The sequence below is a fragment of the Amphritea sp. genome (assembly GCF_016744155.1).
Taxonomy (GTDB): Bacteria; Pseudomonadota; Gammaproteobacteria; order Pseudomonadales; family Balneatricaceae; genus Amphritea.
In genome coordinates this window covers 95176-108621 of record NZ_JADGEW010000008.1, presented here as the reverse complement: position 1 = coordinate 108621, position 13446 = coordinate 95176, and the positions used below count along the sequence as shown (strand labels likewise).

The window sequence follows — 13446 nt, the reverse complement described above, 5'->3', positions numbered from 1 at the left end:
TCTCTTCAAGTACAGAATTTAAGAATACGGAATACAATCATGAGTCATCACTCAGATCTGATCGCCAGCGACATCGAAGCTTATCTGGCACAACACGAAAACAAAGAACTATTGCGCTTTATCACCTGCGGCAGCGTAGATGACGGCAAATCAACCCTAATCGGTCGGCTGTTGCATGACTCCAAAATGATCTACGAAGATCAATTGGCAGCACTGCACGCAGACAACGCTAAGATGGGTAATGCCGGCGAAGAGCTGGACCTCGCCTTACTGGTTGATGGCCTGCAGGCAGAACGGGAACAGGGCATCACTATCGATGTTGCTTACCGTTACTTCTCTACCGAAAAGCGTAAGTTTATTATCGCGGACACCCCGGGGCATGAGCAGTACACCCGCAACATGGCGACCGGTGCTTCTACCTGTGATATGGCCATCATCCTGATCGACGCCCGTCACGGTGTACAGGTACAAACCAAGCGTCACAGCTTTATCGTTTCCCTGCTGGGCATCAAACATACTATCGTTGCTATCAACAAGATGGATCTGGTGGACTACAGCGAAGAGCGTTATGAGCAGATCAAGCAGGACTATATAGATTTCTCCGCTGATCTGGATCTGAAGGATATTCAGTTCGTGCCTATGTCAGCACTGAACGGCGACAACGTGGTAAACCTGAGCGATAACATGCCCTGGTATAAAGAGGCTCCACTGATGGAGTTTCTCGAAACCACCGAAATAGCTAACGATCAGAACTTTGATGAGCTGCGCTTTCCTGTCCAGTATGTAAACCGCCCTAATCTGGATTTCCGTGGATACTGCGGCACTCTGGGTTCCGGTATTGTTCGTCCTGGCGATGAAGTTACCGTACTACCTTCAGGCAAAACTAGCCGGGTTAAATCGATTGTCACCTTTGATGGTGAGATTCAGGAAGCCTTTCCGCCAATGTCAGTTACGCTGACACTGGAAGATGAGATCGATGTCAGCCGTGGAGACATGCTGGTCCATAGTAGCGATAACGTTCAGGTGAGTAATCGTTTTGATGCGATGATTGTCTGGATGGCTGAGCAGGAACTCATGCCCGGTCGACAGTACGATATTAAGCTGGCTACTCAGACTATCGCTGGCGGTATTACCAGTATCCGCTACTGTGTTGACGTAAACACTCAGGAGCCACACCCCGCTGCGACATTAAAGCTCAATGAGATCGCCCGCTGTGAGATCACACTGGAGCGCCCGGTTGTCACCGATGATTACCGCGCCCACCACACAACCGGATCTTTTATCATTGTTGACCGCCTGACTAATTCCACAGTAGCAGCCGGCATGATTGCGGCCGATAGCGCCTCAGAAAATGAGATAAGTGACTCCCTGATCACCAGTAACGCCAGCATCACTAAAGCTGATCGAGAGCGTCGCTATGGCCAGAAAGCCGTTACCCTGGCTATCCGTGGTGGTTCTGAACAGCAACGCGACACCCTGTTATTCACTCTTGAACGCCAACTGTTTACTCAGGGACGTGCCGTGGCGCTATTGAATCGCAACAACCTGCCAGCCGAGCTGAATGCTGTTGCAACATTGCTGAACGAAAACGGGCTGATTGTACTGGCTGAAGCAACCGACAGTGCGTTACCAGAAGGAACACTGCTTGTTGACCTTGATGGCGCTGAGGCTGATCTTCGCCTAAACGGTTCTGAACAGCCGGTTACGACTCAGGTTAATGCCATTCTGGAACTGCTTCGCCTGCAAGGCGCAGCTTAATCCAGAACAGCTCTGCCGGTAGACTAACCGGGTCTGATGCAAGTCAGATCCGGTTAACTTTGTTATAAAGACCTCGATTTATTACGCAGTTGCGAAAAATTGGGGCATATTAAGCAGAAAGCTATACCGGATAGCCTCTAAAATCGTTAAACTTTAGAACTTTCTAATTTTAAGGCAAGCCCGGTAGTGACAGCGCCGGTGATGATGTAACAACATTATGACTGAATATCTGCTAATTATTATCAGCACCGTTTTGGTGAACAACTTCGTACTGGTTCAGTTTCTGGGACTCTGCCCCTTCATGGGCGTATCCAATAAACTTGAAACAGCGATGGGGATGTCGCTCGCCACCACTTTTGTACTGACACTCTCATCGGTCTGCAGCTACCTTGTATACACTTACCTGCTAGCTCCGTTGGATATCACCTTTCTGAAGACGATCTCTTTTATTTTAGTGATTGCAGTGGTGGTTCAGTTTACTGAGATGGTGGTGCGCAAAACCAGCCCCCTCCTCTATAAGCTGTTAGGGATATTTCTCCCTCTGATTACTACTAACTGTGCAGTTCTCGGTGTTGCTCTTCTAAACATTAAAAAGATGAACGGTTTTGTCGATTCCATCGTCTACGGCTTTGGTGCGGCTGTCGGTTTTTCACTGGCACTGATTCTGTTCTCCGCCATGCGGGAAAGAATAGCGATTGCCGATGTACCCGTGCCCTTTCAAGGGTCCGCTATTGGGATGGTCACAGCTGGCCTGATGTCACTCGCCTTTCTTGGCTTCACCGGCCTGGTTCAGTTTTAAGGAGTTACCGTGAGCGCTGTATTAATTGCCGTTCTGGTATTATTAGGACTAGGCTTGGTATTCGGCATATTGTTGGGTTATTCCTCAATTCGCTTCAAGGTTGAAGGTAACCCTCTGGTCGATCAGGTCGATTCCCTGCTGCCACAAACCCAGTGTGGACAGTGTGGACACCCCGGCTGTCGTCCCTATGCTGAGTCGATTGTTAATAGCGACGAAGCGATCAACAAATGCCCACCCGGCGGCCAAAGCACCATTGAAGCCCTGGCAGACTTACTGGATGTAGAAGTCGTTCCGCTAGATGCTGAACACGGCGAAGAACAGATTAAGACCGTCGCCTATATCCGTGAAGATGAATGTATCGGCTGCACCAAATGTATCCAGGCTTGCCCTGTGGATGCCATTCTGGGTGCCGCTAAGCAGATGCACACCGTTATTGAATCTGAATGCACCGGTTGCGACCTCTGCGTCGAACCCTGCCCTGTTGACTGTATTGATATGCTCCCAATTGCGCCCACTCTCAACAGCTGGCAGTGGCCAGCCCCAAAACCCGGTATTGAGCTGATCGCCACAGATCGCCACCCGGGTATCGCATTGGAGGCTGAAGTATGAAGAATACCGTAAGAGTGCACAGTTTCCATGGCGGCATACATCCACCAGAAAACAAGAAACAATCAACCGGAGCCCCGATCACTATGGCGCCGGTTCCGTCACGAATTGTGCTGCCTTTGCAACAGCATATCGGACTGCCTGCTGACCCAGTCGTTAAAGTCGGTGAGCGAGTTCTCAAAGGCCAGCTGGTAGCCGAAGCGATCGGTCGCATTAGTGCCAATATCCATGCCTCTACTTCCGGAGTAGTGACCGCAATTGAGTCACACCCCGTCCCCCATATGTCCGGTATGCCGGCAGATTGCCTGATTATCGAAGCCGATGGCAACGATGAATGGATTGAACACCAGGGACTCGAAGACTACACCCAGCTACCTAAACCTGAACTGATTGAATTTATCCGCCAGGCTGGAGTAGCGGGCATGGGCGGCGCAGGCTTCCCTACCGATGTAAAACTGCACCTTGGTGATGATCATATCGTCAACACTTTGATCATCAACGCCGCCGAGTGTGAACCCTATATCACTGCCGACGATATGCTGATGCGGGAGCGAGCTGAGCAGATTCTGGGCGGTATTGAGATCATCGCCCACCTGCTCAAACCACTGCACATCATGGTCGGCATTGAGGACAATAAACCTCAGGCGATCCGTGCATTGCATGCCGCACTAGACAACAGCACGCTCAACCTTGATATCGTAATCACCCCCACCAAATACCCCTCTGGTGGCGAGAAACAGTTGATCAAACTACTCACCGGGATTGAAGTTCCCAGCGGGAAGATTCCGGCGGATGTCGGCATTGTCTGCCAGAACATCGGCACCACAACGGCGATATTTAAAGCGGTTACCTATGGTGAGCCGCTGATTTCCAGAATCGTTACGGTGACCGGACAAGCCGCCAGACACAAACAAAACTACGAAGTAAGGATCGGCACACGCTTTGCTGATCTGCTAGATCATTCTGACGTTGATCGTGAACAGATGTACCGTCTTATTGTCGGTGGGCCGATGATGGGAATCACGGTCGAAGACGAACAGATACCGGTGATCAAAACCACCAACTGCGTTATCGCTGGTAGCGTTCAGGAGATGCCTCCTCAACCTCCGGCACAAGCCTGTATTCGCTGCGGTATGTGTGAACAGGTCTGCCCTGCTGAATTGCTGCCACAACAGCTGCACTGGTTTGCCAAAGGTCGTGAATTCGATAAAGCCCGCAACCACAATCTGTTTGATTGTATTGAGTGTGGTGCTTGCTCCTATATCTGCCCAAGTAACATTCCGCTGGTGCAATACTATCGCTTTGCCAAAGCTGAAATTCGTAAAGAGGATGCCGAGCAGCGTAAATCTGATCACGCACGAATCCGCTTCGAAGCCCGCCTTGAACGCCTTGAGCGCGCGAAAGTCGAGAAAGAGGAGCGCCGTAAGCAGCGCGCCGCCGATGCAGCCCGCGCACAAGCCGCTAAGAAAGATGCAGCACTGACCCCGAAACCCGCCTCAACGGCCAATGCTGAATCTTCTGAACCCGATCTAAAACAGCTGAAAAGCAACGCAGCGATCGCCCGCACCAAGCTAAGACAAGCAGAAAAAGCACTGGCAAACGCCAAGGATAAAGGTCAAGAAGGCGTCGACACCCTTCAAGCTACAGTAATACAACTGCAGGAAAAATCAGACAAAGCGGAACAGGCTTATCAACAGGCTCAGAACGCACCGGCCAAAGCTCCTGTAGCGGCTCCAGCTAGCAGCTTGAAAGATCTAAAGAATAACGCCGCTATCGCCCGCACCAAATTGAAAAAGGCCGAAAAACAACTGGCCGATGCGGAAGCCAGTGGCGAAGGTGACATTAGCGCCCTTAAAGCTCAGGTAGTGACACTTCAAGAACGAACAGCTAAAGCAACAGAGGTCTATGAGAATGCTGAGTCTGGTAAGGATAACTCAGCACCAGCCATAGCCCTGGACACCTCAGGACTGGAAGCCGATATCGTTGCCATGCAGGGCAAAGTAGATAAAGCAGAAACCGCCTGGAAAACTGCCGTAGAGTCTGGCAGTCCCGCAGCCGATAAAATGGCTGCCGGTGTCGCTAAGCTCAAAGATAAACTGACAGCGCTGCAGGATGAATTGGCAGCAATTAAAAACGCCTCTATCGCAACCGCAGCACCGGTAATCGACACATGCGAACTGGAAGCCGATATCGTTGCCATGCAGGCTAAAGTTGATAAAGGTGAAGCCGCCTGGAAAACAGCCCTAGAGTCTGGCAGCCCCGCAGCAGACAAGATGGCTGCCGGTGTCACAAAGCTAAAAGATAAACTGACAGCGCTGCAGGATGAACTGGCCGCAGCAAAAAGCTCTGCTATCGCAACAGCAGCGCCGGTAATCGACACATCTGAACTGGAAGCAGATATCGCCTCGATGCAGGCTAAAGTTGATAAAGGTGAAGCCGCCTGGAAAACAGCCGTAGAGTCTGGCAGTCCCGCAGCAGACAAGATGGCCGTCGGCGTTAATAAACTGAAAGATAAACTCAAAGCACTACAAGATGAGCTGACAGCAATAACAACTAAGTCAGATGCTAAGCAAGATGAAACGCAGATGCAGAGCGAAGCGTTGGATATGAAAGCGCTTAAGCAACAGGTTTCAATTATGCGAACCAAGCTGAAAAAAGCGGAAAAGCAGCTTGCTGAGCTATCTGAAGATGAAAAAGAATCAGCCCTGGCTTCTGAGCTTATTGCAGAGATAGATCAGCTTAAGTTGCGTCATGGCACTGCCAAAACAACCTACGATACAGCAGAGGCAGAGTTGATCGCAGCTGCTGCCCAGGAAGGTATCGACCTGAAGCAACTTAAGATTGATGCCGCATTGGCAAGAGCAGCCGTCACTAAAGCGGAACGTGCACTGACCAAGGCAGAAGACGATGGCAAGCAAACACTCGAAGAAGAGCTTCTGGCAATCAGGGCCCAGGCTGAAAAGCTCAATGCCACTCTGGAACGCTTTTCTGAATAAGCTGGCCTGAGTCTTGTACTGAATAAGTATTGCCAACAAACAACACGGTTAGACCTGAGAAAATAGAATGTCATTGATCAGAATTACATCACCACACGCCCACCGTTCCGGTAGCACCGGTAACGTGATGCTTACCGTGCTGTTAGCGACCCTGCCCGGTTTAGCGGCTATGACCTTCTTCTTCGGTTGGGGAACACTGATTCAGGTAATCTGGGGAACTCTTCTCGCGATAAGTCTTGAAGCTGCTGTAGTAAAGCTACGCGGTCGCCCGGTCAGTTTTTACCTCACCGATTACAGTGCGGTGGTCACCGCTGTATTATTAGGCTTGGCTTTACCTCCCTTCGCGCCCTGGTGGGTAATGACGGTCGGCATTATTGTCGCAATTGTCATCGCTAAGCAGATGTACGGTGGCATGGGCAGTAACCCCTTTAACCCAGCTATGGTTGCCTACGCTTTACTACTGGTTTCGTTCCCCGTACAGATGACCAGCTGGGCAGCGCCCTTTGTGATGTCCGGCGAAGGCTGGGCGGTACTCTCGCTAAGCGATACTCTTAGCGCCATTTTTTCATCGATTCCTGCTGCGATAGATGGCCATACGATGGCCACCCCTCTTGATATTATGCGTCACAGAGGCGGCTTCACAACTGAAGAGATGTGGACAGAAAGCACACTACTGGCTAACGGCATCGGCGCTTGGCATGCAGTCAGCGCTGCTTACGTCATGGGCGGTGTATTCCTGCTGTACCGGAAAATATTCACCTGGCACACACCGGTTGCGATGCTAGGGAGTTTGACACTGATATCTACTCTGTTTTTCCTGATAGCACCTGATCAGTTCCCTGACCCATTTTTCCATCTTACGGTCGGTGCGACCATGCTGGGGGCCTTCTTTATCGCTACTGACCCGGTCACCTCAGCCACCAGCAACAAAGGCAAGCTCTGGTTTGGCGCAGGTATCGGACTGTTAATCTTTATTATCCGTACCTGGGGCAACTACCCCGACGCCGTTGCTTTTGCTGTCCTGCTGATGAACCTCTGCGCACCCTTTATCGATCAGTACACTCAACCTCGTAGCTATGGCCATGCCAAGCCGAATCGGGGGGCTAAATAATGGAAATGTTGACCGCTATTCGCAACAGTGCCGTTGGCCTGAGTATTTTTGCCGTCATCACTTCAGGCGCCATTGCTCTGACCCAGGTTTCTACCAAAGATAAAATTTTAGCAAATGAGCGAGAGGCTCGCGCTAAAGCGCTCTATGAGATAGTCCCCAGAGAGAGTATCGACAACAACCTCCTGGAAGATACCTATACCGTTAATGCACCAACACTCACCGCCAGCGAAGAGCCCGTTGATGCATTCCTCGCCCGCCGCGATGGCAAGGTGGTGACCGTCATCCTACCGGTAGTAGCCCCCGACGGTTACACCGGCAAGATAAAGATGATTGTCGGTATTAACGCCGATGAAAGCATCGCTGGAGTACGAGTACTTGCCCACAAAGAAACACCGGGATTGGGTGACAAAGTCGAGCTTAAAAAGTCAGAGTGGGTGCTAAACTTCAATGGGCAGCACTATGAGGGCGATGAAGACCCCAGCTGGGCAGTGAAAAAAGATGGCGGCCGATTCGATCAGTTTACCGGTGCAACTATCACCCCCCGGGCGATAGTTAACGCAACAGGTCGCGCAATCCACTACTTCCGCGAACATAAAACCGCGTTGTTAGAGAACAAAGAAAAACTGATTCAACAGCCGGCTGGAGCAGAATAAGATGGCCAATGATTACAGAAAGATCACCCTGGATGGGCTCTGGGACAACAACCCGGCGCTGGTACAGCTGCTCGGCCTTTGCCCTCTACTGGCGGTTACCGGCACAGTTGTTAACGCAATGGGACTAGGCCTTGCCAGCACCATCGTTTTGATGGGCTCTAACCTGACCATCTCCATGTTCCGTAAATTTGTACCTGAATCGGTTCGCCTGCCCATCTTTGTGATGATCATCGCCTCATTTGTAACTTGTATCGAATTGCTGATGCAGGCTTTCACCTACGAGCTTTACACCATACTCGGCATTTTTATTCCGCTGATCGTAACCAACTGCGCCATCATGGGTCGCGCAGATGCCTTTGCTATCAAAAATCCGGTAGGGGCTTCCCTGCTCGATGGCGCAATGATGGGCATCGGCTTCACCGCTGTTCTGATGATTCTCGGCGGTATGCGCGAAATTCTCGGGCTTGGCACTCTGTTCACCGATATGCAGCTACTCTTTGGGCCTGCTGCCGAAAGCTGGAAAATCGTTATCGTCGAAGACTACGTCGGTTTCCTATTCGCCATCCTGCCACCGGGTGCATTTGTCGGCATGGGACTACTCATCGCGCTGAAAAACATTATAGACAAACGTTTAGAAGAGAAGCGTAAAGGGCCTCAAGTGTCGGTGAGTTCCGGAGAGTCTAAGCGGGTAAGGGTAACAGGGAATATTTCATAGAACGCAACGAATCAGATATTGCCACACAGTTTTCTAGAGGCTCGAATGCGACTTTGCCGCTAGCTAGAAAAAGTAGAAAAGCGACGTTATAGTCGCTTTTTATTTTCCCCCTTGTTGAAATCCTCACCGATAAAGAAACCACTTACAGTTGGCTTAGATAACGACATATACAGATAAGCCAACAATCAAGACAGCCCGCTCATACGTTTTTTCTAACAATCCACGCAATGGCGTCTAACGCCTAGCCAGGTGCGAAGCACCGTTCTCTTCCATACATGCTACTATGAGTTGTCTTTCCTGCACTAATTCCTAATCTCTCCTGTGTAGCCTCGGCTATGTCCACTCGCGAACGTCTCAACTGTATAGTTAATTTACGTAAAACCAGTTGTTATGTTTATCTATTTAAATCAGATGCTTGTGGTTTTTTTTGTTAACTATTTAACCATTACCTGGAGTATTAAAATGAGTAAAGATAAGAACAGTAAAAAAGAGTCTAAGAAAAAACCACTTTTGACACCTAAAGAGAAAAAGGCAGCTAAGCGATTAAAAGGAGATAACGCTAACCTACTAGGCGAACACCATCACTAAGCACTTTTCACTTCTATACTTTCAGGGTCAATCCAGATCTTGAAAGCAACTCACTCTTCAATACATACCACGACGTATTCCCTAACTATCAGAAAGTTGCATAGCAACGTCTAGCTATGTGCGGAGCACAGACCTCGTACAGGAGTTGCCCGAAGCTCCGGTCCCGGATAACATAACCTTCCAATCAGATCACTACTATTCTGGAAGCTATGAACGCCGCAAAACGCCACGAAATTTTTACCCGTCTGCGAGAAGCAAACCCTAATCCAAAAACAGAACTGGAATACAACAGTCCATTCGAATTATTGGTTGCTGTAACGCTCTCAGCGCAAGCTACAGACGTCAGTGTAAATAAGGCAACCCGCAAGCTGTTTCCAGTGGCAAGCACCCCTGAAGCGATCTACGCGCTGGGTGTGGACGGCCTCAAAGAATATATCAAGACAATAGGTTTATATAACGCTAAAGCTGAGAATGTGATCAAAGCCTGTAAGATGCTGGTCGATCTACATAACTCTGTAGTTCCAGAGAACAGGGAAGACCTTGAAGCGCTACCCGGTGTCGGGCGTAAAACCGCTAATGTTGTCCTGAACACTGCATTTGGCCAGCCGGCTATGGCCGTCGATACTCACATATTCAGGGTCTCAAACCGAACTAAAATAGCCCCGGGTAAAAATGTGCTTGAGGTAGAAAAGAAGCTGATGCGCTTTATCCCTAAAGAGTTTCTAATAGACTCTCATCACTGGCTTATTCTGCATGGCCGTTACACCTGTATTGCCCGAAAGCCTCGCTGCGGTTCCTGCCTTATTGAAGACCTCTGTGAGTTTAAAGAAAAGGTTGAATAACCCTTTCAACCTCTTTTAGTCTCGTCTTATATGTATTTAACCAGCTCTTTGCCCAACGGGTTACAGACATCACTAGTGCCGATTGCTTTAATCCATTCTTTATAGGCTTTCACTTGTCTTATGTAACTGCACGATTCGTCTTCGCATTCTGTCTCATTTTCTCTACTGCCAGCAGGAAATGAACCTTGTTATCAAACTAATCATTAATCAACCTTAACGCGACCTGCGTCTCTTCGGCTTCATCTTCACCCCCCTCCTTTTTTCTAAAATTTAAATTTCTATACAGGGAGGACTTTCATACCTTTTAGTCAACATAGATTGATCGATATCAGTGTAAATAAGCAGACTTACCAAAGCCCATCAAACCTTAGTAATTTAAAGCATATATGAATAACTATCTGCGTTTTCAAGTGTAGTTATCAACTGCTGTGGTTGTGCACATTTTCTGTGGATAATTCTGTTAGTAATATTGGGGCAAGTGGCTAAAACGCCCGTGGTTATTGGCACTGAAACAAATCGTACACATAAACGACAATGAATATTTTTCCTTTATTTTTCAATAAGTTAAATAATTCAATAGCTTTATATCAAACTTTCGTTTTATTATTTATGCAAGATAAATTTTAAAGTATTTAGGCTGTGCACTAAATCAATTGGCTCGCGTAACCAACTGATCTATAAGACATCAGAAATAAGCAATTACTAATCAAGGTATTAATAAGTCTGATCTGTGCTCTGCGGGCAATAGAACGTTTATATGTGTGAAAGACAGCGCAGCGAAATATCTGGGGCCTTTTCAAATTGTCTGAGAAATCAGATGGGGATACTAAAAAGAGCAAGGACCTTGTTCATATCTTCCATTGAACTGTAATCGATATGAACTGACTAACTAAAGATGCTGCCGGGGGTCCCGGCAGCATTCCGACAACGACAACTTAACTGTCACCGGAAATCCACTTGCTTCTGTTCAGCGTATAAGTTCAACAGAGACAACCAAGCGGAGAAAGGAATCTATAGCGCTAAGGGATACATGTAAAGAGAGGTAGCAGCAGCTTACACTTAAACGCTTGTATGAAATAAGCGCGTTACACTTTAAGTGACTCTCAAATCAGTTTATAAGATCATCAATCATAATGAACCGCTTAGAAAGAGCTGAACGACTGAAGCGAGCCAGGCTAACCCAGGGTCTGACGCAACAGGATATTGCATCTTTGCTGTATAAGTCGCTTTCAACTATTAAAAAATGGGAATCTCCCACCGGAGCTGAGCCCAGCAATCTGGATGATGTCATTCGTCTATGCGAAGCCTATGGCGTCTCAGTGGAATGGTATCTGTGCGGTACAAAAAATCGAAATCGTCCTTTGACCATCCAACAAGAACAGTTAGTTCATAACTATGACCGGCTCTCTCCTTCGATGAAAAAGCGCATGGGAAGGATTATTAAAATACTATCTCTAGAGTAGCCTTTCATCTTTGTAAAAAGGATAAATAAGCTATCAGCAGACAGGGACTCATTAAAGGCATACAAAGGTAAAACCCAAGACCTGACTGTATTCCAGGGTCAGCCTTACATCTCCTACATTGCCTGCTGCTATACTGAGTCTTAAACTCTATTGGAGATAGATGATGGCGGTAGTCTTTCATCAAATTGCAACTGAACGCGGCTGTCAGTCGTACCTGATCGGTTGCAGTGAACTACGCAGCGCAATCATTGTTGACCCTGAACTATCCATGCAGGACAACTACCTGGCTTTACTGAATAAAGAAGGGTTACGTCTTCATTACCTGATAGATACTCACACACATGCCGATCACTTCAGCGCCAGCCAGACTCTCTCATCACAACTAAAAGTGCCGGTCATCATGCACCGGAGCAGCCCAGCCCCCTTTGTCTCGTTTCATGTTAATGACGGTGAAATGATACGATTAGGCAACCTCAAACTGGAGATTATGCATACCCCTGGCCATACGGAAGACTCTATCTGTATTGTAGTGAATGACAGCGTACTAACCGGCGATACCCTCCTGCTAGGTGGAACAGGACGCAGTGACCTACCCGGAGGAGATCCCAGCAAGCTATATCACAGCCTGTTTAATAAGTTATTACTTTTACCCCCCGATACCCGTGTCTATCCCGCCCATATCTACAGCGACAAAAAGCACTCTACTATCGCTAACGAACTTGCCTATAACCGGCGACTTCAGATAACCGAACAAACGGGCTTTATTAAGCAGATGAATAGCCTCAACCTCAGTATGCCAGACCACCTGACCGAAGCTTTGCGAACAAACCTTTCCGGCGGAAAAACGGTTGCGAAGATGATTGCCGAAGCAGCTGAAAAAGTACCTTTTATGTCATTAACTGAAGTAGCAAAGAGAGTAAATTCAAAATCAGCGGACTTTATTTTGCTCGATGTCAGGGAGGTGCAAGCTTTTCTAGAGGGGCATATTCCCGGTGCAATTAACATTCCACGGGGACAGCTGGAACTTAAAGTTAATGAGCTCTTGCCAAATCCAATGCTAAGGATCGTGACTTACTGTGAGTATGGAAAAATATCCACTCTTGCTGCAGCAACTCTTAAAGAACTAGGGTTTGATAGAGCAGTAGCGCTCGACGGGGGATTTAACTCCTGGCAAGGCCAAGACTACCCTGTAACCAAGCCGGATTAGATAAACACAGTAGATGAATGAGATAATCAGACTCTCACTCTACAGGAGATCCCCAGATTTTTTTACTTTCCTGTAGGCGTATCCACAACCCCTCAACCTTTTCACGGGCCCAGGGTGTCTGACGTAAAAACTTCAGACTCGATTTAATACTGGGATCACTTTTGAAACAACGAATGTCGATGCGTGAAGCCAGCTCTTGCCAACCATATTCAGCCTCAAGCTCGGTTACCACCTGCTTCAGAGTAACCCCATGTAATGGGTTATTTTTCTGAGCGCTCTGCTGTTGAGAGCCCGTTCCTTGTGCTTCGCTCATGCCTCGGCCTGTTCAGCCAAACGTTCCCTTTCAGCTTTTGAAACATAACGAGGTTTATTTGAAATCTTTAAGCGATCTGACACTCGCTTCGCTCGCTTTCTCAGTATCGAGTTAATTTTCTTCTTTTTGTTCATATTCCCATCTCTCTCAGAGCAACATCTGCCTGGAAAATCAATTTCAGTCTTATACCGGTGATTCTACCGGAGTTTAGAGATCAGTTCACAGAATCGATCGAATTGATAAAACTATTAACGCTGCTCTGCGAATAAAAAACCCAGAAAAACAGCCACGTATCAAGCATTATAAAATGCACATTTTCTGTGGATAAGTCAGTGCATTACTATTTTACAACCTGCCCTGAGGCACGGTATATAAGGACTTCAGCGATCTGTTTA

13 protein-coding genes are annotated in these 13446 nt (G+C 48.0%); 11 read left to right on the top strand and 2 right to left on the bottom strand.

Going from position 1 to position 13446, the window contains the following annotated elements:
• Nucleotides 1–39: 39 nt before the first annotated feature.
• From cysN to QZZ54_RS08990, 11 genes are all read left to right on the top strand, one after another.
• Nucleotides 40–1758: a sulfate adenylyltransferase subunit CysN gene (gene cysN, locus QZZ54_RS09040; RefSeq protein WP_290701867.1), complete on the top strand. Its 1719-nt coding sequence runs from the start codon at nt 40–42 to the stop codon at nt 1756–1758.
• A gap of 217 nt (nt 1759–1975) precedes the next feature.
• Complete coding sequence (gene rsxA, locus QZZ54_RS09035; RefSeq protein WP_290701863.1) at nt 1976–2557, top strand: electron transport complex subunit RsxA; 582 nt, start codon at nt 1976–1978, stop codon at nt 2555–2557.
• Nucleotides 2558–2566: 9 nt separating this feature from the next.
• The gene (gene rsxB, locus QZZ54_RS09030; RefSeq protein ID WP_290701860.1) at nt 2567–3166 is read left to right on the top strand and encodes an electron transport complex subunit RsxB; all 600 of its coding nucleotides are present in this window, start codon (nt 2567–2569) and stop codon (nt 3164–3166) included.
• A complete protein-coding gene (gene rsxC / locus QZZ54_RS09025) occupies nt 3163–6159 on the top strand; it encodes an electron transport complex subunit RsxC (RefSeq protein ID WP_290701857.1) in 2997 nt (998 codons plus the stop codon). The genes rsxB and rsxC overlap by 4 nt, the downstream gene beginning before the upstream one ends.
• A 67-nt stretch (nt 6160–6226) precedes the next feature.
• Nucleotides 6227–7270, top strand: coding sequence for an electron transport complex subunit RsxD (rsxD, locus tag QZZ54_RS09020; RefSeq protein WP_290701853.1), 1044 nt, complete (start codon nt 6227–6229; stop codon nt 7268–7270).
• Nucleotides 7270–7923, top strand: a complete 654-nt coding sequence (rsxG, locus tag QZZ54_RS09015; protein WP_290701849.1) for an electron transport complex subunit RsxG — start codon at nt 7270–7272, stop codon at nt 7921–7923. Before rsxD ends, rsxG begins: the two co-directional genes overlap by 1 nt.
• A gap of 1 nt (nt 7924) precedes the next feature.
• Nucleotides 7925–8638, top strand: a complete 714-nt coding sequence (locus QZZ54_RS09010) for an electron transport complex subunit E (RefSeq protein WP_290701846.1) — start codon at nt 7925–7927, stop codon at nt 8636–8638.
• Nucleotides 8639–9100: 462 nt separating this feature from the next.
• Entirely contained in the window at nt 9101–9226 is a 126-nt protein-coding gene (locus tag QZZ54_RS09005; RefSeq protein ID WP_290701844.1) for a hypothetical protein, read from the top strand.
• A 209-nt stretch (nt 9227–9435) separates the two neighbouring features.
• Nucleotides 9436–10068: an endonuclease III gene (nth, locus tag QZZ54_RS09000; protein ID WP_290701842.1), complete on the top strand. Its 633-nt coding sequence runs from the start codon at nt 9436–9438 to the stop codon at nt 10066–10068.
• A 1133-nt stretch (nt 10069–11201) separates the two neighbouring features.
• On the top strand, nt 11202–11531 hold the full coding sequence (locus QZZ54_RS08995) for a helix-turn-helix transcriptional regulator (RefSeq protein WP_290701840.1): 330 nt from the start codon (nt 11202–11204) through the stop codon (nt 11529–11531).
• Between the two features lie 160 nt (nt 11532–11691).
• A complete protein-coding gene (locus QZZ54_RS08990) occupies nt 11692–12738 on the top strand; it encodes an MBL fold metallo-hydrolase (RefSeq protein WP_290701837.1) in 1047 nt (348 codons plus the stop codon).
• A gap of 34 nt (nt 12739–12772) precedes the next feature.
• On the opposite strand, the gene QZZ54_RS08985 is transcribed toward QZZ54_RS08990, so the two are convergent.
• Together QZZ54_RS08985 and QZZ54_RS08980 are read right to left on the bottom strand one after the other, a co-directional pair.
• Nucleotides 12773–13051: a VF530 family protein gene (locus QZZ54_RS08985; protein WP_290701834.1), complete on the bottom strand. Its 279-nt coding sequence runs from the start codon at nt 13049–13051 to the stop codon at nt 12773–12775.
• A complete protein-coding gene (locus QZZ54_RS08980; protein ID WP_290701832.1) occupies nt 13048–13185 on the bottom strand; it encodes a DUF2986 domain-containing protein in 138 nt (45 codons plus the stop codon). The genes QZZ54_RS08985 and QZZ54_RS08980 overlap by 4 nt, the downstream gene beginning before the upstream one ends.
• Nucleotides 13186–13446 lie beyond the last annotated feature (261 nt).

What these genes read in the sequence shown, in the direction of transcription:
- QZZ54_RS09005 (WP_290701844.1), top strand. Translation starts at nt 9,101, where the DNA reads ATGAGTAAAGATAAGAACAGTAAAAAAGAGTCTAAGAAAAAACCACTT.
- QZZ54_RS08985 (WP_290701834.1), bottom strand. Translation starts at nt 13,051, where the DNA reads ATGAGCGAAGCACAAGGAACGGGCTCTCAACAGCAGAGCGCTCAGAAA.
- QZZ54_RS08980 (WP_290701832.1), bottom strand. Translation starts at nt 13,185, where the DNA reads ATGAACAAAAAGAAGAAAATTAACTCGATACTGAGAAAGCGAGCGAAG.
- rsxG (WP_290701849.1), top strand. Translation starts at nt 7,270, where the DNA reads ATGGAAATGTTGACCGCTATTCGCAACAGTGCCGTTGGCCTGAGTATT.
- QZZ54_RS08995 (WP_290701840.1), top strand. Translation starts at nt 11,202, where the DNA reads ATGAACCGCTTAGAAAGAGCTGAACGACTGAAGCGAGCCAGGCTAACC.
- rsxC (WP_290701857.1), top strand. Translation starts at nt 3,163, where the DNA reads ATGAAGAATACCGTAAGAGTGCACAGTTTCCATGGCGGCATACATCCA.
- QZZ54_RS08990 (WP_290701837.1), top strand. Translation starts at nt 11,692, where the DNA reads ATGATGGCGGTAGTCTTTCATCAAATTGCAACTGAACGCGGCTGTCAG.
- nth (WP_290701842.1), top strand. Translation starts at nt 9,436, where the DNA reads ATGAACGCCGCAAAACGCCACGAAATTTTTACCCGTCTGCGAGAAGCA.
- QZZ54_RS09010 (WP_290701846.1), top strand. Translation starts at nt 7,925, where the DNA reads ATGGCCAATGATTACAGAAAGATCACCCTGGATGGGCTCTGGGACAAC.
- cysN (WP_290701867.1), top strand. Translation starts at nt 40, where the DNA reads ATGAGTCATCACTCAGATCTGATCGCCAGCGACATCGAAGCTTATCTG.
- rsxA (WP_290701863.1), top strand. Translation starts at nt 1,976, where the DNA reads ATGACTGAATATCTGCTAATTATTATCAGCACCGTTTTGGTGAACAAC.
- rsxD (WP_290701853.1), top strand. Translation starts at nt 6,227, where the DNA reads ATGTCATTGATCAGAATTACATCACCACACGCCCACCGTTCCGGTAGC.